Raw genomic sequence first — 23,424 nt, 5'->3', positions numbered from 1 at the left:
AAAAACATTCATTCATATGGGTATTGAAATATTATATAATAAATAGAAAATTCTTACTATTGGTCAAAAGAAGGAACTTAATCTTATAAAAATCATACTAAAAAGGCAGAATTACAAAATTGTAATTCTGCCTTATAAGTGAAGAAAATTGTATCTTAGTATACTTCCTTTATTTCAACGTTAACTGTAAGTCACCATATGAAAGATTTACTTTAAGCTGGTTATCACCGTTAAAAGATTGCGATACCTTGCTATTTTGATCCTTCTTATCAACTATAAGATCCCCGAAGTCAGTTTGTAATTCATAGCCAAGTTCACTTTTTTTATTTTGTAAGTGAAGTATAGCATCACCAAAGTTAGATGTAATAGTGGATGAACCATTTAATGTTCCATCAATGATAATATCACCATGCTCACTTTCGGCGACGAATCCATTACTTGAAAATTGTTGTAGCTTCATATCACCAAATGATTGTGTAATCTCTGTTTTCTCACCAGCAGTGTCTTTAATTATAATGTCTCCAAAATCTTCAATGAGATTTAACTCCTGATAATGCAAACCACGAATGATTGTATCCCCAAAATTACTATCGAGGACAACGTTTTTCAATTTTACATCTGAAGGAACATAGATTTTGATGGAAGGAGTTCTGAAGTTACCAAATCCGAATTCAAAACCTTTCTTCTTCTTAGCCTTTGTTTCAACAGTTAATGTATGATCTTTTATACTGTACGTCACATCATCTTCTTCAACAACATTTGTTTCTAATGTAAAACGATCACTAGCAATAATTTCAACATCTCCATAGGTATTGATCACTTTGAGGTTAGTGAAATCATCTAGTTTGTAGGTATTATTGATTAGTGTATTATTCTGTGGCAATTGGATGCCTTCATCAGTTAGCACAAAACTCCATTTCCCACCGGAGAAATAACCAACTAGGGCTAATAGTATGCCGAAAGCAATCATAGTAATGGCGATATGGGTATGTCGAGACGTCATTAATATCCCACCTTCCGTTTCTTCGTCATTTTATGGAATAGTTTACCTAACGCTTCAACACAAACAACAACGATTGTTTTGATTAAACGAGCAACGATTGGGAAAAGCAGGATGCCAAGACCCGTAACAATAAAGCCAACACCCATAAAGAGTATCGCTGTCTGCCAGTGCTGAGTTAAAATGAAGAAGCCCGAAATAAGTGCAACAATTCCACCGAAAAAGATACCAAGCATAGTTGCGATAATCGCAATAATAACACTGAATATTACTGCTCCAAATGAAAAAATAAGTGCTATAGCAACTACAAGTAACGGTAATGAAAGTGGGGCAGATAAGATTGCTAGAATGATAAGCCAAATCGCAGAAACATTCTTCTTAGTTGAAGTTGAAGTTACTTCTAAATCCTTTAATGCATAGTCCGCCATTATTTGTGATGCAACATGAGAAGGGGAGCCAAGTTGTTGAATGACCCGCTGTTCGTTTTCTTCTCCTGCTTCATCGAAATATTCCTCATAATAGGCAAGCGCAGCATCAATCTCATGCGCTGGAAGGCGTTGTAATTTCCCCCGTAGCTTCTTCAAAAAGCTTGCTCTATTCATCATATTTCCCTCCTAAAAGTACACAATCAACCATTTCTTTATACTTTTGCCATTCTTTTAATAGTTCCAGCAATCGTATTCGACCTTGATCAGTAATTTGGTAATAGCGTCTATTCCTGCCTTGGTAGGGCTGATCGTAAGTTGTTAAGCAATCTGCTTTTTGTAAACGACGTAATACTGGGTACAGCGTAGATTCTGATATATCCATCACAGATTGTATTTGCTGTGTTAATGAGTAGCCGTAAGCATCCTCTTTATCGACGATGGCGAGTACACAAGCGTCAAGCAAAGCTGAGCCAAGCTGAAATGTCATCTTTCCTCACCTCACAATGATTTACCATACAAGATTTTATATTATACGTCGTATAGTATGGTGGAAGTATATTACATATCACATTTAATTGTCAAATTTTTTTAAGTGAAAAATAAAAATGATAGTGGTGTCACTTTTTGTTGACAATAAAAGGAATATTGATTACGATAAAAATGACAACTGTGTCATTTTAAATGTTCGGAGGTAGAAAATATGCCAAAGGTAAGCCATGAATATGTACAGGAAAAGAAAAACAGCATTTTAGAAGCAGCTATAACAGTATGTAAAGTGAAGCCACTCTACGACATTACGATGAGGGATATTATTAAAGCGTCAGGGGTAAGTCAAGGTGGGATTTATCGTTATTATTCAGACCTGGATGAAATACTTGTTGATGTTATTAATCAAGTAAATACTAACGCAGACTATAAACATATGATCGATGGAATTACAGATACGAGTAATTCTCCCACAAAAACAATCATTAAATTATTTAATTTTCTTGGAGAATACATGAAGGAAAACGTATCAACAGTCGGAAAAATTCAATTTGAGCTTACGATTTTATTTGCTAACAATCCAGAAAGAGAAAAGAAAATTTTATCGAGCATTTATGAGAATGAAAGTGGGCAATATTTGATGCAACAAGTTTTTCATTCAATCCAAAAGGGGATTTCTTCAGGATACTTTAAGCCTGAAGTGTCGATAGAGGATTTATCTACCTTTATGATGACATCCATTGATGGCATTGTGAGAGACGTTGTCTTGCAAAAATGTTACGGGATGTTCTCAAATGATCAAGTGCAGTTTGATGAGATTCGATTGATGAATACACTTTGCAAATCCGTATTATTACTATTGGGTACGAAAGAAGGGGAGGATTAAAGTTGGGAGTAGAGATAAGAAGATTTCTATTTTATACCTTAGCTACGTCTTGGATCATATGGGGCAGTTTAGCCTTATTAACACAGGTAAATATTTTGAAGTTTGGCAATGCAATATCAATGCTATTATTTATTCTCGGCGGCATTACTCCTGCAATTTGTGAGATTTGGTTGAAAAAGAAATATTCGACTAAAGAAGAGTTCAAATCATTTATCTTTAATGTGAAAAATCCTAAGCATCCTGTCTCTTGGTACATACTTGCAATCGGATTGGCATTTGCGGCTTGTTTTTTACCAACGTTATGGGGCGGGGCAACTATGGAGAATCCAATGTATCTGGCGTTACTAGAATTGCCAATCATGATTATTGGCGGAGGATTGGAGGAAATTGGCTGGCGTGGTTTTTTACAGCCCACATTACAAAAAAGGTGGTCTCCTTTCACCAGTACAATAATTGTGGGCGTTATTTGGGCAATCTGGCATCTGCCATTATGGTTTGTTATTGGATCCAATCAAATGAACATGAACTTCCTTTGGTTTTCTCTAACAGCTTTAGCGCTTTCCTTTTTATTAACAATCATTTACCTCTCCACTAAAAGTATTTTTATATGTATTATTTTCCACACTTTCATTAATTCATTTTGGAATGTCTTTGTACCAGTGACAAATGTAATGTCTGGTTTATTCACATTTTTATTTGCCCTGTTCCTATTTACAGTGTTTGAAGTGTATCGAAAATCAAACTTTCAGAAACAAACGGTTTGAAATTGGAAATCTTTATTGATCGTAATTATTAGAAAATAATATTTGAAGATTACTAGGAAAATCTGTTATAGTATGTGCTGAAGGGCAGTATCCTTTTGTGAACGGCACCTTCAAAACGCAAGAACAATTTACAAAAATATCTGCCTTGATCTTTTAATGACAGGGACGGAAGAAAACAAGCGTTCAAAAATATAACTTAATTTAATGGAACGGCAATTCATTTGATTACCTCCCTTTATTAAGTTATGGCCTCTACTCAACAACGAGAGGTGATTTTTGGTGACGAACGAAACACTACCCTTCTGTCCATTTTAGGAACAGTGGGGTTTTTCTGTTTTCTTCCCTTAAAAAGGAGGACTACATGATGAAAACAACTTCAGATTTTTTAAAGATGAAGGGAGCGGGTGAGAAAATCGTTATGCTCACTGCATACGATTATCCAGCTGCAAAATTTGCTGAAGAAGCAGGCGTCGACATGATTCTAGTGGGAGATTCACTAGGTATGGTCGTTCTAGGTTATGATTCTACAATGCCGGTAACAGTAGCCGATATGGTTCATCATGCAAAAGCAGTGCGCCGTGGGGCGAAGGATACGTTTGTTGTTGTGGATATGCCATTTGGTTCATACCACGGTGATGTAAACGAGACGTTGAAAACGGCAGTATCCATGATGCAAGAAACAGGAGCAGATGCGCTAAAGTTAGAGGGAGCAGACGATGTTCTACCAGCAATTCGTAAATTAACGTCAGCTGGCATTCCGGTGGTAGCCCATTTAGGTTTACTACCTCAATCAGCAGGAGTGCTCGGTGGCTACAAAGTTCAGGGTAAAACAGCTGAACAGGCAACGAAACTCATAGAAGATGCAAAAAAATGTCAAGAGGCTGGAGCATGTGCAGTCGTCTTAGAATGTATTCCGCATCAGTTAACAGAGATGGTATCCGCTAATCTCATTATTCCAACAATCGGCATTGGAGCTGGTGTTGAGGCTGATGGACAAGTATTAGTTTATCATGACATGTTAAGCTACGGTTCACATCATGTACCAAAATTTGTGGAACAGTTTGCTAATATGGGGCAAGAAGCAAGCCGTGGAATTGCTAGTTACGTAGAAGCGGTAAAGACAGGTACATTCCCGACGCCAAAGCATTCCTTCACGATGAAAGAGGAAGCATTGGATCAGTTATATGGGGGCGTAAAGTAATGAAAGTCGTAACTACTATCCAAGCATTAACCGTAGAAATCCAAGCAGCTAAGGAAGCTCAAAAAACAATTGGACTTGTTCCAACAATGGGGTATTTACATGAGGGCCATTTAACGCTAGCAAAAACAGCTTGGGCTGAAAATGATTTAGTCGTGATGAGCATATTTGTCAATCCAACACAATTTGGACCAGATGAAGACTTTGAAAGCTACCCTCGTGATTTGCCAAGGGATACTGCTTTAGCAGAGTCTGCCGGTGTAGATATTGTTTTCGCACCGAGTGTTGAAGAAATGTATCCGCATAATGGTGGTATTCGTATTCATGCGGGTGAACAGGCAACCATTCTTTGTGGGGCAAGCCGACCAGGACATTTTGATGGCGTTTTACAAGTCGTTGCAAAATTATTTCACCTAGCACAGCCGACACGAGCATATTTCGGACAAAAAGATGCACAGCAGGTTGCAATTATTGCGACGATGGTACGAGATTTTAATTTCCCTTTGGACATGCGTGTAGTACCCATTGTACGTGAGGAAGACGGTTTAGCGAAATCCTCTCGTAATGTGTATTTAAGTGAAGCGGAGCGTCTTGAGGCACCAGCCATTAATGAAGCGCTACAGCTTGCTCGTGATAGCTTTTTATCGAATAGGGATGCGGCGAATGCACTTGCTAAAGCAAAGGCACATATCGCGGCACGTACACACGGTCGTATAGACTATATTGAACTTTTAGCGTATCCAGATTTAACACCCGTAATTGCTGAGACGGAGCAAGTGCTTTTAGCTGCAGCCGTCTATATTGGTAAAACGCGTTTAATTGATAATTGTATCTTTAATGTGAAAGAAGGATTGTAAAATGTTACGAATGATGATGAACAGTAAAATCCACCGTGCTACAGTGACACAAGCAGATTTAAATTATGTTGGTTCTATTACAATTGATGAGGATATTTTAGATGCAGTAGGGATGCTACCAAACGAAAAAGTGCATATCGTCAATAATAACAATGGCGCACGCTTTGAAACTTATATTATTGCAGGGGAACGTGGATCAGGCGTTATTTGTGTGAACGGAGCAGCAGCTCGCCTAGTACAACGTGGAGATATTGTGATTATTATTTCTTACGTGTATGTAGATAACAAAGAGGCAAAAGATCATAAGCCAACAGTAGCTATTATGGGCGAGAGTAATACAATTAAAGAGATGATATCGTATGAGCCAGAGGCAACAGTAATGTAGTTGGCTGAGACGAAGGTGAAGATTTAACCTAAAATTTAAAAATTTCACATCATAAAGCGCGAGAAAGCAATGTTTCTAAAAATTGATTTCTCGCGCTTTTTTTGTGAAAAGAGATGAGCCAAGGGCAATCGCAGATAAAGTAGCGAAATCGCTGATAAAAGTTTGACAATCGCTGATAAAGTAGAAGAAATCGCTGATAAAAGTTCAACAATCGCTGATAAATTTCTCGATATAACGCTGATAAAAGATTTCTACCATTGATTGCTCCCGCTATATAAAGTTATGCCTAGTTTTGTCCTGATCTCTTGTTTTTGTGTGTGATCTAAAAGGTGAAGGGATGCCGCTGAGCCAAATATATGATAAAATTCATCTATCTAATGTGAACTGTGAGTTGAGATGTATGATGGAAAGTCAAAAATATGCAATTGTTGATTTAGAGACGACTGGTCATTCACCGGCAAATGGGGACCGAATGATTCAAATCGCAATTGTTATTATGAAGGATTGGAAAATTGAGCGCACCTTTACGAAGTTTATTTATCCTGGTAAAGCGATTCCAACTTTCATTCAGGATTTAACGCATATTACGGATGAGGATGTAAAGGATGCCTTGCCGTTTGAGGCACATGCCGACTACATATATGAACTGCTTGCTGACTGTGTATTTGTCGCGCATAATGCGGATTTTGACTTATCCTTTTTACAAGCAGAGTTCAAGCGTGCGGGTTTACCGAAATGGCAGGGTAAAAAAATGGACACGGTTGAGCTTGCCAAAATATTGTTCCCTATGTCACTCAGCTTTAAGCTAGGTGATTTAGCGGCAGATTTAAATATAGAGCTGGCAAATGCACATCGAGCGGATGACGATGCCCGTGCAACGGCTGAGCTATTTAAACGTTGCTGGAAGGAGCTACTCAGTCTCCCTCAGCTAACTCTTGAACAAATGCATAAACGTTCATTCAGATTGAAATCAAATTTATCCCAGCTTTTCTTTGAAGCTCTTCAAATTAAACGTCAGCATGTAACTACTACTGAGAATGTCTCCTACTATCGCAATTTAGCTATTTGTGATGGACGAAAAAAGCATACAAATTATGCGGAGGTTGTTTCATATCCACAAACAGCAGCTGACAAAACAGCATTAATGACAAAGGCGATGCCGAATTTTGAGCAACGACCTGCCCAATTCGAGATGATGGATACGATTTGGCAAGCGCTCAATGACAAAAAGGAGTGCGTTATAGAGGCCTCAACAGGTATTGGTAAAACAGCAGGCTACCTACTCCCTGCGATTTTGTATGCTCGATCTGTCGATAAAAAAATTGCGATTAGCACCTATACGTCGCATTTGCAAGAGCAACTTGTTGAGGAAGAGCTACCGAAGATTGAAAAAATCCTTGGTACTAAAGTAAATATTGCTGTTCTTAAGGGGATGCAGCATTATATTGACGTTTCACGATTTGAGCAATGTATGGCTTATGCTGATGAAACTTATGATGATACATTTACGATTTTGCAGATTCTCGTTTGGTTGACTAAAACCGAGACAGGTGTGCTAAGTGAGCTCAATGTATCAGGTGGTGGACAACTATTTTTAGAGAAAATCCGCAAAATACCTGATGAAAAACCTTTAAAGGGCTTTGATTTCTATGAGCAAGCATTAAAAAATAGTGAATTTGCAGATTGCATAGTAACCAATCATTCTATGGTACTTAGTGATTTAGTACGTCAAACGCCGATTTTTACACAAATTGACGGATGGATTATTGACGAAGCACATCAATTTATACAATCTGCCATGCAGCAGGACGAAATTGTTTTCTCCTATACGCAGTGGAAGTACATTTTCGGTCAAATAGGAACGATGGAGGAAACTGCTTTGTTCCAGCAATTTAGTCAAGCTGCTAAGAAAAAACAACGTGTTTCTATGCAGAACTTGCAGCGTCTAGATGCACAATTCATACGCTTACAACGGACATTCGACGAAACCATTCAACGAGCTGTTCAGAAAATGCAGCAACAAATGAAAAGGAAACAAGCTAGTAGTAAATGCACTTTGTTTTTAGAGGATGTATCGCTAGCAAAAGAACCGCTTTTACAAGTAAGTAAGCTCACACAGCAGTGGCTTGATCTTGCGACAGAAGCCGGTCTGGCCTTTGAAAATAATATTGAACAATTAGATAAAAATGAGCGCTATCTTTTATCGGAATGGCATTATTGGATCCGTGAAATGAAGGTGAAAATCGCTGAATGGGAGGAAATTTTCCTTTCGCCACAGGATGATCATTCAGTATGGCTAGAATTTGATATACGGAGCGTTCCTGGTAGCTTGCACGTTTTTAAAAAACCTGTTAATGTCACGCCGATCATTGAAAAGGTACTTGACCCTCTTCGTAAGCAGGCAAGTATAGTATGGACTTCTGGTACGTTAACTGTGCCAGGTAATGAGTGTTTTGTGACGCGACAACTTGGTATTTCTGATAGTGTGCAAGTAAGAAAACTCCAAGCACCACCATCCTATTATGCAGGAGCGAAGGCATTTATTGTCACAGATATGCCTGACATTCAGCATGTGTCACAGGATGAATATATTGAAGCGGTCGCCCAAGCGATTACACGTACAGTGCGAATGACGGAAGGACGTTGTTTTGTCCTATTTACCGCTCAGGACATGCTTCGCAAAACCGTGGAGCTTATTCAAGACAGTGAACTCCTTGATGACTATATGCTCTTTGCACAAGGTGTGACGGGTGGTAGCCGTATGCGAATCCTGAAATCATTCCAAAAATTTAGCCACGCCGTTCTTTTTGGTACAAACAGCTTCTGGGAGGGCGTAGACGTTCCGGGTGATGCACTTGCGTCGGTTATCGTTGTGCGTCTGCCGTTCTCCTCACCTGAAGAGCCTGTATTTAAGGCGCGGGCAAAACATATTACTGCACAAGGTCGCAATTCTTTTAATGAGCTATCACTGCCAGAAGCCATCATGCGTTTTAAACAAGGCTTTGGTCGTTTAATCCGTTCTTCACAGGATAAAGGAGCCTTTATCGTTTTAGACCGCCGCATTTCAACAAAGTCGTACGGTAAGGAATTTATCAAGGCGTTACCACCAATTGACGTAAAGAAATTGCAACTACCTGAGTTGTTAAAGGAACTTAATAATTGGCAGAAATAGTTGGAACCCCTTTTAGCAGTGTTGCTAGAAGGGGTATTTCGTATTTTGCCTAGCAACTTGGACAGATGAGCTTGTACGACAAAGAAAAGTATAATAATTTCCGAATCCTATATAAGGATGAATATACAAGTGTGACGATCCTTTAGGACGGCAAGAGTCTGGGTTTACCACTTGATACGAATGAAATCAGGATTGATGGTGTCTCGTATGACCTAACCTAAAGTCCATGCTAATATAAATACTATAAAGATTTAAACTGAAAGAAGTTGATTTTATGACTAAATACAATTACTTTACATATGCCATTATGAATACCATTATATTTTTGCCGTATTTCCTCTTTACCATTATTGGGAATACTTATCATACTATTTTGAACGGTTGGTTTCCGCTTATTATTTTTTATGCTTTCCAAAATACAGGTACCTTTCTTATTAACTCTTTCGGAAAAAAGGTAAACACCCGTGAATTATTGTTAGGTTTTCTTATCCTCGCAATTGTCGGAGCAATATGCGGAGCTTTAGCACCATTTTCAACAATTTGGATTGAATTATCCGCTCTTTTTATGGGGATTGCAGTGAGTATTTTGTTACCACTCTACACAACAACCAAATATCATGAAAAGCATTTTTATAGAACTACTATGAAATCAAAGCATTATTTATTCGCGTTACTAACTATTATCATAATCGTTCCTTTGACTTTGTTTACTGCTAACTCTAATCATCCAAGTTTAGCCTTTGTAATTTATGGAGTTGCTCTTTCAATATGTTATATTTCATTAAGACGTATGCCGAAATACCCGATTGCTAAATCGCATTCTTTCCATTTTTCATCATCATCATTTATATTATTTATTCTATTTACATTATTACTTTTTGTTATAAAAGCTACCCGTGAAACGAATTTTCAAATTCTTACCGTACTTTTAATTGTTAGTATCCTGATAACAATGACGGTTCTTACTTTAATGATTATAAAATCAAAAATTCATCTTCAATTACCGAGGTTTATTTACTTTTTTTCATTTATCCAAGGTATGATCGTTAATTTTTATCTACTATATGGTACATTTTTTGCATTATCGCAAAAAAGTAGTACTTACGCGATTTACAATATTTACATGCCATATGGATTAGGCATTATATTGTCATTGTTTATAGGAAATAAAATCATAAGTTATTTTAAACAATGTCATCCATTGTCCGTAATCAATATCGCTTTTGTTTTAGGAGTTTTATTCACTGTGATACCGTGGACCATCTCAATTGGTGGGTTCCTCATAGGTTTCTTTTCATCACTACAGGCTGTAAAATTAAATCGCTTTGCTTATGATGCAACCGATTCATTTAAAGATTCTAGTCTTCTTTTACGTAGTAGTTGGGCTAAACTAGGAAGTATTATCAATCAGATGTGCTTCTTTTTCTTCATATTATTAAATAGTTTTATCAATCATATACCACTCAATGAAGTGTTCTTAGCGCTCAGTGGAAAGACATTTTACTATAAGAATCAAATCTATACTGATTTAAAAACAACTGCCATTTTAATCATTACCATAATTGGATGTCTCTTATTGTTTGGATCATGGAAATTAAAACGAACACACAAAAACATAAATTAATATTAAAGAAAGCTAAGAATCGAAAAATACAAATCCCCCTTAATAGACTTGTTAAGGGGGATAAATATATTACTTAGCATGAGGAGTAAATGTGTGTTTTTTCTAGTTTTACATGGTTTTATGACCTTTCTTCTTAAAGCCGGGTAATAACAGTGGCATCAAAACATTCAACACAATTTCTGCCGCGTTCTTTTGCTTGATATAATGCTTTATCACATCTTGATAATAATGTATTTCGTGTATCACCGTCTACGTAGTTAGTAACACCGAAGCTACTAGTTTTATGCTGCACTACAGGGAATGGATGATTTTCTAATTGTTGACGAAGTTCTTCAGCAAGCCTTACAGCATCATCTAATGTAGTTTGAGGGCAAATAACTAAAAATTCCTCGCCTCCCCATCTTCCAACTGTATCCTGCTCACGAATCGTGTTTTGCAATATCTCTGCTACATTCATTAATACTAAGTCTCCTACTTGATGGCCGAACTTATCATTTACTTCTTTAAAATAATCAATATCTAGTAGAATAATAGAGAACGGAGCCTTATGATGCTGAGCATGTTCAAATGCTTCTTCCAATACATCATCTAACCTTACGCGATTTGGAATTTGTGTTAGGCGATCTGTATTTGCTAATTTTTCAAGCTTAATTTTTGCTCTTTCTAGTTCTTGTGTTCGTTCTTTTACTTTATGTTCGAGCGTTTCATTGAGCATTTGTTGCATTTCTTGATGTTCTTTTTTAATAATATTGATTTTATCGCCTAATGCTAATGACAAAAAGATAGATTCAAAAATAGCAGCAATTGCAGGAACTTCCTCAAATATGACGGGATGGAATGGAATTAAACTTAAAAAGGCCAACGCTTGTATAATGATTGACCCAAGTAGAACAGTCCAACCTACCATATAAAATCTAGCCATTTTCTGACCTTTTAACAACACAACTATTCCAGATATCCAAAGGAAAATAAAGACAACTACAGCGAAAATAATTGTAAAATTATTTGTAATCATAACATTAGGGACAATGAATGAAGCAATTAATGAAAGTATAGTTATCCATAATAGAAGCTTTCCGAAATTGTGGAATCGGGGTACATATTTTTTAAGTTCTAGAAACTCTTTGCAAAATAGAATCATAAACAAAAGTAATATATTTCCGCTTATTGCAGATGATTTTATAAAGTACCATTTAGGCAAAAGTTGCCCTACTAGCTCAATATCTAAAGAATTCAATGAAGCTTGATAAAGGATAAAACTAAACATATACAAAACATAGTAAAAGTAAGCCTTGTCTTTTAATGAAAAAAATAAAAATAAATTGTAAATTAATAATGCTGTTAAGAACCCATAAAAAATTCCTGTTAAATATTTATAGTCAATAATCTTATTGATAAAGCTATCCGTTGTAAAAAGATAAGAAATTAAATTTAATGGTAATTCACCGTCTAACTTTATATAAATTTCTTGAACAGATGGATCTTGGATGTCAAATAAATTAGAGCGGTAATGAATGTTTTGATCGTCAATGTTTGAAATTCCTCTATGTTGAACACTATAGGAGCCATCTTTTTTCACTAAATACATTTCGATGCTATCAAGTTTGTCTGTTACCTCCAACCAGTAAGACTCCTGTTTATCCTTTAATATTTTTTCGGCATCTAATCGTAGCCAAATCGTATCCTGCGTATGCCAAAAGAATAAATAATTTTCTTTACTATCGACAAAGGAATTATCGTATGTACCACTTAATAAATCTTCTATCTTAATTTTTTTTGACGGGTCACGAAAAATATCATAATGCTGTCCCAATATAATAGGGTCCGATAGTTCCGCGGCATGACTTGGTAAGCTGAATTGCGTAAAAGTAAATATAAATACGATAAAAAAATAAAATACTAGGTTAGTTTTTATTATTTTATTTTTCAACATTTATTCTTTCTCCTATCCTAATCCCTAACCTTTAGTTCCTAGTAAGGATGCTAATTAAAGGTAAAATAAGGTGCTCTAAAAAGAGTTTTTCCCGTGGTAACAAGCAGTTATTTATTCTGTGGGTGGGAGATTAGCTGCTCGTAAAGGTACGATTGGTAAAGACGAATAATCAGTGGATGGATGAAGAAATCTCAACTGATTAAAATTAAACTATATGTAAATATATCACAACTATAATAGGTTTAGGATTTTTATGAATTGCAAATAATAAAAATTAAATCGAAACCAAAAGCATGAAAATTTGAATAGTAAGGGAATTAAGTAAGGATGAAATATTTATCCCTATTTACAGGTGAGGACCACTAACTTCTTTCAGCAAATGCCGATATTCGGAGGCATCATTGATAAATTGGTTTATGACCTTCGATTTTCTAACGTTCCCTTTATTTGTAACATTACTTAGCCTAGGCATGCCTTTTGTATAAATAAGCGGTTATTGCTAAAAATAAGACCGTCAAAATGGGTGATTTAATAACAATCAGTATTTGTCATTTTACCACTTGTTATGACAAATTTTTTGCAATATCGACGCTTTTCATACATGTGAAGAAGGAACTTCAAGTGTATAACTGGCTTCGTATTGACAAACAAAGGAGGTGTAAACATGAGCGTAGTTTATAGAATCGCTTTAGTGTTAGTGATCATCGGGGCCATCAACTGGGGACTCATTGGATTCTTTAGATTTGATTTAGTTGCCTATTTGTTTGGTGGACAAACAGCGGTACTTTCTCGATGGATTTATGCATTTGTTGGGTTAGCAGGACTAATATCCATGCCAATTCTTGTTAAGCGATTTGAAGAGGATGAAGATTTAAACGTGGATCACAATGAAGATTTTGATTCTCATACACGCATAGACAGAAATCCAAGTTATGGTATGGAGTTTGGTGATGAGGTGGATTTTACCGCATTAAAAACAACAAATGAGTTAAAAGAAAAGAAAAAGGATTCACATAGCAAAAATAAAAATAAGCACAAAAATAAAAAGTAACCGCTAGGGCACTGAAAAAGTCCTATCTTCTCACTTAGCGAGGTATTCAAGATTAAACCGTTGAATACCTCGCTTTTTTCATTTGGCACAGTGACTCTACTGTTGTTTTCCGAAGCATTCCACTCGCATTCCGCGGGCGAGCGCAGAGCCTCCTCCTACGCTTCACTTCGTGCGGGGTCTCGTCTGTCTCGCTTTCTCGCAGGAGTCGAGCAATGCTTCTCCAAACAACGCAATGTATCATGTCACGCTTTCCTTTAAAAGAATTGTGCAAGTGATGCACCTGATGATTTCAAATCAAGAAAGTCTGTCTTATTAGTCGTTACTACTTGGAATGCGAAGGATCAAATCATTGTCCGTTACTGATTTGTTAACCAAGTTATTGGTGTGTCAAAACATCTTCAATCAAAAATGCGATATAGAGATTTGTTTTTGTAAATGGGTTACTTAAGTCCATATCTAAAAGCGATTCAATTTTTTTTATTTTATAAAGTACTGTGTTGCGATGAATAAATTGACGTTCACTAATCTTGCGAGTGCTTCCATTTTCTTCGAGGAAAATGCGTAAAAATTGTACATAATCAGTGTTATGCAATTCATCATAGCGATGAAGCTGACCTAAGATGTCTTGGCTATAGGATTTGATTAATGATTGATTTTGTACGGCCATGATAATTTTGTAGGCACCAATTTCTTTATATTTATATAGGAAACGATTGTTATGGAGTTTTGCTAATTGGATTACTGTTAATGACTCATCATAGCTCTTGCGCACATTTTCAAGCTCTTTATGAAAATTTCCTTTACCAATGATAATATCTAAGTAACCATTTTTTTGCGTAATTTTGTCGTAAATTTCTTCAACAATTTTTGAGAAGGGAGTAGTTGGTGTATTGATTTGTGCTCTGTCGATTAAAAAGATGAGGTGATTTTTATGCTTTAGTTTTAAGAAGCGTTTATATCTATTTTGAAAGGCAAATTGGATCATGACCTCGTAACGGTCAATATTAGCTTGTGCACCATTTGTTGTACATGTAATGATGGCTAGCTCCCTACCTTGTGGAAAGCCTAGTAGTGTTAGTTGATCTTTAATATAGTTGGCGTTTTGCTTGTAGTGAAAAAGTAAGTTGAAAAGAACCTTTTCTTCAATAGAAAGCTCTTGATGGTGATTGGAAATAAATTGAAACGTGGTTTTTAATAAATCTGCTATGCGATAATTCCATGGCATGTTAAAAATAGGGAAGTCATGTTCGTTGGCAAAGGATATAACTGAATCAGGTATGCTTTGAATATATGGACCAGTATTAATGATAAAACCTGCTACCTTTTTAGAGAAAGCAAGTTTCACAAGCTGTTCTAAGGAATCTTTTTCTAAAGATAAATTAATACCTGTAGTCACGACTAATTCATTAGGTCTACAAAACATAATTAAATCGATGCTTTCTACTACGTTAATCCCTGTAACTCTTCGACACGCTCCGTTATGTCCAGCTATTAATGTTAGCATTGGGAATTGAACTCCCTCTACAATTTTGCGAATTGTCCCCATTTTTTCCCCCCTTATTATGAACATAACTTACCATATATTATGTGCAGATGCACATATTTTTTTAGTTTACTATCTATATCTCATAATTTTTATCTTTTATAGAATGTGTATAACTACTGTGAAAGAGAGGACTTGCATATGTATAAGTGTAATAGTAGACGATTGCAAGAGTTAATTGAACAATTTAGTCAATTTGGAGCGACCGAAAATGGTGGCGTAACTCGTTTGTCTCTTTCGAATGAGGATGTATTAGCAAGAAACTACTTTTGTGAGTGTTGTGAAGAATTAGGGATGGATATCAAAGTCGATGATATGGGCAATATTTATGCCACGCTACCTGGGAAAAAGGATGCTCCTCCAATTGTGATGGGGTCGCATTTAGATTCTGTTGAAAAGGGTGGGAAATTTGATGGTGTTTTAGGCGTTTTAACAGCTATAGAGGCCATTAGAACGTTAAAGGAAAATGACATCGAGCTAGATATCCCTATAATGATTGTGAATTTTACAAATGAAGAAGGTGCTCGTTTTGATCCAGCAATGATGAGCTCTGGTGTCATCTCAGCAAAATTTGAAAAAGAAAAAATGCTACAATCTGTCGACAAAAATGGTACTAGTTTTAAAGAGGCACTGCAAGCGAGTGGGTATGAGGGAGATCAGGAAAATCGTTTAAGGGAAGCACTTGCATATATCGAATTGCATATCGAACAAGGGCCTGTTCTAGAGGCGAAGCAATTGGAAATAGGAGTTGTCGAAGGTGTATTAGGCATGGTTTGCTATGAAATCGCGGTTTCAGGGCAGTCCAATCATGCTGGAACGACACCCATGACAATGCGTCAAGATCCGATGATCGTAACGTCAAAAATCATTTCGTATTTACATGAAGAGCTCGGAAAAATTGATGAACAGCTAGTGTTTACCTTTGGTCGAATGAATGTATCTCCAAATATTCATACGGTTATACCGAACAATGTGACTTTTACGATAGATTCACGTCATCAAAAACCAGAGATTATGCAAAAGGTTGAGGACATACTGAATAATCTCCCAGCAGAGGATATGGGCTGTAGCATTAAGCCAGTTAAACTATGGGGCAGAGATACAGTCCATTTTGATACTCAAATTTGTAATGAAGTGGAAAATGCTTGTCAGAGCTTTGGCTATACTGCTCATCGAATGTTTAGCGGGGCAGGGCATGACGCGCAATATATGGCAAGCATTGTGCCATCAGCGATGATTTTCGTACCAAGTATTAATGGGAAAAGTCATTGCGAGGAAGAGGAAACAACATTTGAGGATTGCGCGAAAGGAGCAGATGTGTTGCTTGAAACAGTATTGACATTACAAACAAAGTTCAGTATGGGAGAGACTTACACGTTGCATTAAGGTAAGATTGACAAAAATTATCACGATTGAGCATTCTCCATTATTTTAAGAAGGGTGAGGGGCAGAATGAAAAAAATTATTAAAGGTGGACGAGTAGCGACAGCTGCAGATGTTTTTGAGGCAGATATTTTAATTGAAAACGGAAAAATTGTTCAAATTGGCAAAGATTTATCTGAGGTGGGCGCAGAAATTATTGATGCTACTGGTAAGATTGTCATGCCAGGTGGGATTGATCCGCACACACATTTAGATATGCCATTTAACAATACGGTAACCGATGATGATTGGAAATCTGGTACTATTGCAGCGGCTTTCGGTGGAACAACTACTATTTTGGACTTCTGCTTAACGGCTGGCGAAGAAAAACTTTCAGCTGCCGTTGAAAAGTGGCATGACAAGGCGAAGGGGAAATCAGCGATCGATTATGGATTCCACTTAATGATTGGGGATTTAACGCATGAAACAGAAGCTGAATTGCCACAAATCTTAGAACAAGAGGGCATTACTTCTGTAAAGGTATTTATGGCTTATGCGAAAGAATTTCAAGCAACTGACCGCACCCTTTTTAAAGCTTTTAAAATAGCGAAAGACCTCGGTGCTGTTGTTATGGTGCACTGTGAAAATGGTTCTGTTATTGATGAGCTTGTGGAAGAAGCGCGACGTGCAGGTCATAAAGAGCCGATTTATCATGCGCTTACTCGACCGGCTGAATTAGAAGGAGAAGCGACAAAACGGGCGATCGAGTTAGCCCATATTGCTGGAGCTACTCTTTATGTTGTGCATGTCACTTGTAAAGAGGCGGTAGATGAGATCATTGCCGCACGTGAAAAAGGCTATGACGTCTATGGTGAAACATGTCCACCATATTTAACTTTGGATCAATCTGCTTTAGCACAACCGGGTTTTGAGGGTGCAAAATATGTTTGGTCCCCACCACTTCGCCCTAAATACCATCAGGATCATTTATGGAATGCTTTAAAAGCAAAACAACTACAAACAATCGGATCTGATCAGTGCTCATTTAGTTTTAAGGGGAAAAAGCAGTTAGGATTAAATGATTTCTCTAAAATTCCTAATGGTGGGCCTTTTATCGAAGATCGCTTCAGTATTTTATATTCAGAAGGCGTAGCAAAAGGAAAAATTTCTATCAATGAGTTTGTCGATATGATTTCCACAAGTGCAGCCAAAATATTTGGCTTATTCCCACAAAAAGGAACGATTGCAATTGGTTCTGATGCCGATATCGTTATCTTTGATCCAGAGGTAAAACGAGAAATTTCTGCTAAAACACATCATATGAACGTAGATTATAATCCGTATGAGGGATGGGAAGTAACTGGGGAGCCAGTAAGTGTACTTGTACGTGGAGAATATGTCATTAAAAATAAAGAATTTGTTGGGGTATTGGGTAGTGGGCAATATATCAAACGTACATTAAAAACTACGGCTGCAGAAGCACTAAACATTTAGCACAGGCTGTAATACTCCCATGAAAGTACGACTTGTTCAATTAATAATCAGTGAGGGATGAAGAAAAAACCACTGATTAAAGTTTCACTTTTAACCGATTGCTTTGAATGGAGAACAGAGCAATCGGTTTCGTAATATCTTAATTCAGCTATAGAAGATAATCTACCGTGAAATGAACGTTTAATGTAGCTCTTTTTCATAATTAATAAGGCTCATCACTATGTATATAGGTTGATTGGCGTGAAGGCCTGCGACTCCTTTGTGACCAACCTCGAGTTGGCCCGACATGCGCCCAGCAGGAGCGGAAATCAACCACAAGTGATGGTGACGAGTCATGAAAAAATGAACATGAGGGGGATGTGGAAATGGCTCCGAATCAAGAAAATACAATGTCCGAACAGTTAACACGTAATTTTTTAGAGTTGACTAGTCGGATGACGAAGAATGAAGCAATTGAGGAATCCAATCGTTGTCTTTATTGTTACGATGCACCGTGTATTAAAGCTTGTCCAACGAGTATTCAAATCCCGAATTTCATAAAAAAAATTGCTTCTGGTAATATGAAGGGCTCTGCTACGACTATATTAGAAGCAAATCCAATTGGTGCAAGCTGTGCAAGGGTTTGTCCAACGGAGGAACTATGTGAAGGGGCGTGTGTGTTAAATTCCTCAACAAAGCCAATTAAAATCGGAGAGTTACAGCGCTATGCAACAGATTGGGCAATGGCAACGAACGCTCAGCTATTTAAGCAAGGGCAAAGCAATGGACAGAAGGTAGCGATAATTGGCGCAGGTCCTGCTGGTTTATCCGCTGCACGTGAATTAAGTCGATTTGGTTATCAGGTCACGATTTATGAAGCTGAATCGAAAGCGGGTGGCTTAGGGAGCTATGGAATTGTGTCATTCCGTTTACCGAATGAAGTCGTTGATTGGGAAATTGAACAGATCGAAAAGCTTGGTGTGGAAATCAAAACAAACACAACTGTGGGTGTTGATATTTCTGCCGAAGAAATTTTGGAGCAATATGACAGTGTTATTTTAGCAGTCGGTATGGGATCTGTGCCAAATTTAGGCATTGAAGGTGAAGATTTAGTCGGTGTGCATGATGCAATAGAGTTTGTCAGAAAGACAAAAATGGGACCGCTTACAAAAGATATTGTTGGGAAGCGAGTGGCTGTCATTGGTGCAGGAAATACCGCGATTGATGGTGCTACATGTGCAATCCGTTTAGGTGCTGATAATGTTCAAATTCTTTATAGAAGAACGCAAAAAGAAATGACTGCGTACAAATTTGAATATGAATTTGCCAAGCAGGATGGTGTGGAGTTTAAGTGGCTAACAGCACCGAAAAAAATTATCGGTAATGAGTCAGGTGAGGTCGTAGGTATAGAATGTGTGAAAATGAAGCTCGGTGAAGTAGGTGCTGATGGCCGACAAAGACCTGAGGAAATGAAGGGATCTAATTTTATTATTGAAGTGGATGCTGTTATTAAGGCAATCGGGCAAACACGTTTTGTGTCATTAATTGAAGCTTTTGGCTTACAGCATACAAATGGCGTTGTCGATATTGATGAAACGACAATGCAAACTTCAAATGACAAAGTATTTGCATGTGGAGATGTCGTCTTCGGAAATGGCCAGGGCGAGGCGATGGTTGTCACAGCTGTACAGCAAGGAAAAGACGCAGCATACAAGATCCACCAACGTTTAAGAAAACCTAGTGAGATTGCATAAGGGAGGAACTACTATGGCAGACTTACGCATTGACTTAGCGGGCATTAAATCGCCGAATCCATTTTGGCTTGCATCAGCACCACCGACGAATTCAGGTTACCAAGTACAACGCGCATTTGAAGCAGGGTGGGGTGGTGCTGTGTGGAAAACATTGGGGGATCCGATTTTAAATGTTTCTTCACGCTTTGCAGCTGTTAGCTTTAACGGCCAAAGAGTAGCTGGCTTCAATAATATTGAATTAATTACGGATCGTCCATTAGAGGTAAATTTACAAGAAATTTATGAAACGAAAAAAAGGTTTCCAGATCACGCAATCATCGCTTCCTTAATGGTGGAGCCAAAGCAAGAAAAGTGGCATGAGATTGTTAAACGAGTAGAAGATGTGGGGGTTGATGGTCTTGAGCTGAACTTTGGTTGTCCACATGGGATGGCAGAACGAGGAATGGGCTCTGCCTCTGGTCAAGTACCTGAATTGGTGGAAAAGCAAACGTACTGGGTGAAAGAGGCAGCGAAAACACCTGTAATCGTGAAGTTAACACCAAACATTACCGACATTACGGTAACAGCAGAAGCAGCCACAAGAGGTGGAGCAGATGCCATTAGTATGATTAATACAATAAACAGCTTAGCCGGTGTCGACTTAGATACATGGAATACAGTACCTCATGTAGCAGGAAAGGGTGCACATGGTGGCTATTGTGGTCCAGCCGTGAAACCAATTGCACTCAATATGGTTGCAGAATGTGCTCGTAATCCATTAATCAATGTTCCAATCTCGGGTATTGGTGGTATTTCCAACTGGCAAGATGCGGCAGAGTTTATATTAATGGGCGCTACTGGCGTGCAAGTTTGTACAGCGGCGATGCATCATGGCTTTAGTATTGTTGAGGATATGATCGATGGACTCAATAACTATTTAGATGAAAAAGGTATTGCCTCTGTCATGGATTTAGTAGGTCGTTCTGTTTCCAGATATTCTAATTGGGGCGACTTGGATTTAAATTATAAGATCGTGGCTGAAATTAATAACGATGTTTGCATTAACTGTAACAAATGCCATATTGCATGTGAGGATACATCCCATCAATGTATTGATTTATATACAGAAGATGGTCGCCCAATGTTGAAAGTTCGAGAAGAGGACTGTGTAGGCTGTAATTTATGTTCAATTGTTTGTCCAGTAGATGGTGCTATTACAATGGTTGAACGTCAATCTACAGTGCCACCAATGACTTGGAATGAACGTCAATCTCTGATTAGTAGTCTATCTAAGTAAACAAAACTTTTAAATAAACTGAAATTCCACCTTCCTTCAGCATTTTCGTTGAAGGGAGGAATGACCCCATGTAAGTTGTCACGAAAATTGGAAAAAAAGGAGAGATTATATGGAACGTGAAGGGAATTATTTAAAATCCCCAGATTTACTTCCAGTGACACATCAACAAAGAAATATTGGAACATTTGGTTTTGCAGTAATTTGGATAGGTATGGCAATTGTATTAGCGGCTTTTGCAATCGGTGGCTCAGCCATCATAAGCTTACCATTGCCAATGGTGATTTTAGCAACGTTGATTGGCTCGTGTTTAATTGGTGTGTTGATGACGTTAATTGGTGATATAGGCATTGAACATGGGTTATCATTCCCCGTCTACATGCGTGCTCCGTTCGGTACATTTGGCACACATATTCCGTCACTTGTTCGTGGTGTAACGGCTGCCTGTTGGTTTGGTTTAAACACGTATTTTGGAGCATTAGCTATAAACGGTATTTTAAATTTACTTTTTAGTTTTGATAATTGGTTTATCTGTTTCATTGTCTTTGCAGCACTTCAGTTATTTAATACATCACTCGGGATTAAATCTATTGAACGCTTTGCAGATTTGGCAGCGCCGGTTATCATTTTAATTTCATGCTGGATGTATTATACACTGGCAGATACTGCGGTAGCTCAAGGGAAGAATATTTGGACGTGGGTGGAAGCACCAACAACAGGATTTACAGCCTTCACTGCATTTATGGTAGTGATTATGGCGAATATGGGATTTTGGGCGACGCTAGCAGCCGATATGCCCTCACTTTCTCGCTTCTTTAAAGCACCAAAAAATGAACGAAATTGGTTCAAACGCAACAAAACACAACTTGTTGGCTCATTAATCGTCATGCCGATTACAAATACGTTCATTGTAACAATTGGTGCTGTGTGCTATATGGCCGTTGCCTCTGCAGATCCTATCAATGCATTACAGCAAAGTGCAAGTGGCTTTATTTTAGGGATTTTACTATTAATGATTGTATTAGCTCAATGGTCAACTAACACCTCTGCAAATGTGATCCCAGCGGCAACAATTTTCTCAAATCTCGGTGGTCCGAAAGTGCCGTTTTGGGTTGGGGTTGTTATTGCAGGAATCATTGGTATTCTAGCACAGCCTTGGAGCTTATTTGATGTGTTAGTCAATGCACTTTTGATTATCGGGGGTATTTTAACAGCAATTGTTGGGATATTATTTGCTGATTATTATTTAATTCGTAAACGTCGTGTGCACGTAAAAGCACTTTATGAATTAAAGGGTCAGTATAAGTATTTGAATGGCTTTAACTTAGCTGGCTTAATCGCTTGGATTATCGGTGGAGTAATGGCAAATATATTTTCCACGTATTCTTCATTAGTAGGATTCTTGGTGGGGGCATTTGTATATTATGTACTAGCGAAGTATTGGTGGTTCAAAAAATACCCTCAAGCTGAGCTAGAAGATCCAAGTGATGCAAAATATTTGGGAATTACAGCTGGACACAATTTGGATGAACTATTTGGACAGCAACAAGCGCCTGCTCCAATTGTTGTCCCCGATGAAGATGAAATCGCTGAACAACCAGATCCGCTGTTAAAAGGTGCAGAATAAAAATTAAACACCAAGGTGAGGTGATTGCATGTCAGAACATCAAAAAAGCACAGAGGAAATCAAAAAAGTGGATCATTATTTAGATAGCGGCTATAAAATCCAATATGTTTATGAAAATTTAAGTGGAATGTTTGTAGAATTTGCCCGTCAAGAAGAAGTGATCCTGCTACAAATTCTAACAGCAGATGCACGCAAATATTTCTCCGCAAAGCTTCAAGAACAGACGTTATTGCAATAACAAAGGTAACTCTATTTCATTTAATGAAATAGAGTTTTTTTATGGAATATGTTGCTGATAACGGCTATCCAACTGTAATGACAGCCAAAGATGTGGATAGAGTCGTCAAAGTGACGTATAGAACGGTCAAAATCGTGGATAGAACAGTCGAAGTGATGGATAGACTCCAAAGTGACGGAAAGAACCCTCAAAGTGACGGATAGAATCGACTAAGCGACGGATGGAACCACCGAAGTGACGGATAGAATCGTCAAAGCGACGGATAGAATCCAAGTGACGGATAGAATCGTCAAAGCGACGGATAGAGCCGCCGAAGTGACGGATAGAATCGTCAAAGCGACGGATAGAATCCGAAGTGACGGATAGCTGT

General features: G+C 37.7%; 20 protein-coding genes. 14 read left to right on the top strand and 6 right to left on the bottom strand.

What is annotated here, in order from left to right:
• Positions 1–169: 169 nt before the first annotated feature.
• The 3 genes from MOK21_RS11580 to MOK21_RS11570 are packed head-to-tail and all read right to left on the bottom strand — an operon-like array spanning position 170 to position 1,915.
• Positions 170–1,003, bottom strand: coding sequence for a DUF4097 family beta strand repeat-containing protein (locus MOK21_RS11580; RefSeq protein ID WP_249074118.1), 834 nt, complete (start codon positions 1,001–1,003; stop codon positions 170–172).
• Positions 1,003–1,602 carry a DUF1700 domain-containing protein gene (locus MOK21_RS11575; RefSeq protein ID WP_249074117.1) on the bottom strand — a complete coding sequence of 200 codons (600 nt, stop codon included), beginning with the start codon at positions 1,600–1,602 and terminating at the stop codon, positions 1,003–1,005. Before MOK21_RS11575 ends, MOK21_RS11580 begins: the two co-directional genes overlap by 1 nt.
• Entirely contained in the window at positions 1,595–1,915 is a 321-nt protein-coding gene (locus MOK21_RS11570) for a PadR family transcriptional regulator (RefSeq protein ID WP_249074116.1), read from the bottom strand. Before MOK21_RS11570 ends, MOK21_RS11575 begins: the two co-directional genes overlap by 8 nt.
• A 213-nt stretch (positions 1,916–2,128) precedes the next feature.
• On the opposite strand from MOK21_RS11570, the gene MOK21_RS11565 reads away from it, so the two are divergent.
• From MOK21_RS11565 to MOK21_RS11535, 7 genes are all read left to right on the top strand, one after another.
• Positions 2,129–2,800 (top strand): TetR/AcrR family transcriptional regulator, encoded by a 672-nt coding sequence (locus tag MOK21_RS11565; protein WP_249074115.1) that lies wholly within the window; start codon positions 2,129–2,131, stop codon positions 2,798–2,800.
• Between the two features lie 2 nt (positions 2,801–2,802).
• Positions 2,803–3,564 (top strand): CPBP family intramembrane glutamic endopeptidase, encoded by a 762-nt coding sequence (locus tag MOK21_RS11560; protein WP_249074114.1) that lies wholly within the window; start codon positions 2,803–2,805, stop codon positions 3,562–3,564.
• A gap of 364 nt (positions 3,565–3,928) precedes the next feature.
• Positions 3,929–4,765, top strand: a complete 837-nt coding sequence (gene panB, locus MOK21_RS11555; protein WP_249074113.1) for a 3-methyl-2-oxobutanoate hydroxymethyltransferase — start codon at positions 3,929–3,931, stop codon at positions 4,763–4,765.
• Positions 4,765–5,619 carry a pantoate--beta-alanine ligase gene (gene panC, locus MOK21_RS11550; protein ID WP_249074112.1) on the top strand — a complete coding sequence of 285 codons (855 nt, stop codon included), beginning with the start codon at positions 4,765–4,767 and terminating at the stop codon, positions 5,617–5,619. The genes panB and panC overlap by 1 nt, the downstream gene beginning before the upstream one ends.
• A 1-nt stretch (position 5,620) precedes the next feature.
• Positions 5,621–6,004, top strand: a complete 384-nt coding sequence (gene panD, locus MOK21_RS11545; protein WP_249074111.1) for an aspartate 1-decarboxylase — start codon at positions 5,621–5,623, stop codon at positions 6,002–6,004.
• A gap of 400 nt (positions 6,005–6,404) precedes the next feature.
• On the top strand, positions 6,405–9,176 hold the full coding sequence (gene dinG / locus MOK21_RS11540) for an ATP-dependent DNA helicase DinG (protein WP_249074110.1): 2,772 nt from the start codon (positions 6,405–6,407) through the stop codon (positions 9,174–9,176).
• 274 nt (positions 9,177–9,450) lie between these two features.
• Positions 9,451–10,800, top strand: a complete 1,350-nt coding sequence (locus MOK21_RS11535; RefSeq protein ID WP_249074109.1) for a hypothetical protein — start codon at positions 9,451–9,453, stop codon at positions 10,798–10,800.
• Positions 10,801–10,933: 133 nt separating this feature from the next.
• On the opposite strand, the gene MOK21_RS11530 is transcribed toward MOK21_RS11535, so the two are convergent.
• The gene (locus tag MOK21_RS11530) at positions 10,934–12,733 is read right to left on the bottom strand and encodes a sensor domain-containing diguanylate cyclase (protein ID WP_249074108.1); all 1,800 of its coding nucleotides are present in this window, start codon (positions 12,731–12,733) and stop codon (positions 10,934–10,936) included.
• Between the two features lie 664 nt (positions 12,734–13,397).
• On the opposite strand from MOK21_RS11530, the gene MOK21_RS11525 reads away from it, so the two are divergent.
• Positions 13,398–13,784 carry a DUF378 domain-containing protein gene (locus MOK21_RS11525; protein WP_249074107.1) on the top strand — a complete coding sequence of 129 codons (387 nt, stop codon included), beginning with the start codon at positions 13,398–13,400 and terminating at the stop codon, positions 13,782–13,784.
• Positions 13,785–14,160: 376 nt separating this feature from the next.
• Here MOK21_RS11525 and MOK21_RS11520 read toward each other — a convergent pair whose 3' ends face one another.
• Positions 14,161–15,330 carry a PucR family transcriptional regulator gene (locus MOK21_RS11520; RefSeq protein ID WP_249074106.1) on the bottom strand — a complete coding sequence of 390 codons (1,170 nt, stop codon included), beginning with the start codon at positions 15,328–15,330 and terminating at the stop codon, positions 14,161–14,163.
• 138 nt (positions 15,331–15,468) lie between these two features.
• Here MOK21_RS11520 and MOK21_RS11515 point away from each other — a divergent pair, with 138 nt between their 5' ends.
• The 6 genes from MOK21_RS11515 (at position 15,469) to MOK21_RS11490 (ending at position 23,054) form a co-directional block, all read left to right on the top strand.
• Positions 15,469–16,713, top strand: coding sequence for a Zn-dependent hydrolase (locus MOK21_RS11515; RefSeq protein WP_249074105.1), 1,245 nt, complete (start codon positions 15,469–15,471; stop codon positions 16,711–16,713).
• A gap of 66 nt (positions 16,714–16,779) precedes the next feature.
• Entirely contained in the window at positions 16,780–18,183 is a 1,404-nt protein-coding gene (gene hydA, locus MOK21_RS11510) for a dihydropyrimidinase (RefSeq protein WP_249074104.1), read from the top strand.
• A 365-nt stretch (positions 18,184–18,548) separates the two neighbouring features.
• A complete protein-coding gene (locus MOK21_RS11505; RefSeq protein ID WP_249074103.1) occupies positions 18,549–19,916 on the top strand; it encodes an NAD(P)-dependent oxidoreductase in 1,368 nt (455 codons plus the stop codon).
• A gap of 13 nt (positions 19,917–19,929) precedes the next feature.
• The gene (gene preA / locus MOK21_RS11500; protein ID WP_249074102.1) at positions 19,930–21,192 is read left to right on the top strand and encodes an NAD-dependent dihydropyrimidine dehydrogenase subunit PreA; all 1,263 of its coding nucleotides are present in this window, start codon (positions 19,930–19,932) and stop codon (positions 21,190–21,192) included.
• A 109-nt stretch (positions 21,193–21,301) separates the two neighbouring features.
• Positions 21,302–22,816, top strand: a complete 1,515-nt coding sequence (locus MOK21_RS11495; RefSeq protein WP_249074101.1) for an NCS1 family transporter — start codon at positions 21,302–21,304, stop codon at positions 22,814–22,816.
• A 28-nt stretch (positions 22,817–22,844) separates the two neighbouring features.
• Positions 22,845–23,054, top strand: coding sequence for a hypothetical protein (locus MOK21_RS11490; protein ID WP_249074100.1), 210 nt, complete (start codon positions 22,845–22,847; stop codon positions 23,052–23,054).
• A gap of 126 nt (positions 23,055–23,180) precedes the next feature.
• Here MOK21_RS11490 and MOK21_RS11485 read toward each other — a convergent pair.
• On the bottom strand, positions 23,181–23,424 hold a 244-nt coding region (locus MOK21_RS11485), incomplete at its 5' end, for a hypothetical protein (protein WP_249074099.1).

Origin of the sequence: Lysinibacillus sp. BPa_S21 (assembly GCF_023337795.1) — a bacterium.
Taxonomy (GTDB): Bacteria; Bacillota; Bacilli; order Bacillales_A; family Planococcaceae; genus Lysinibacillus.
Note: the sequence above shows the minus strand (reverse complement) of the source record. Positions and strands in the feature narration are given on the sequence as shown.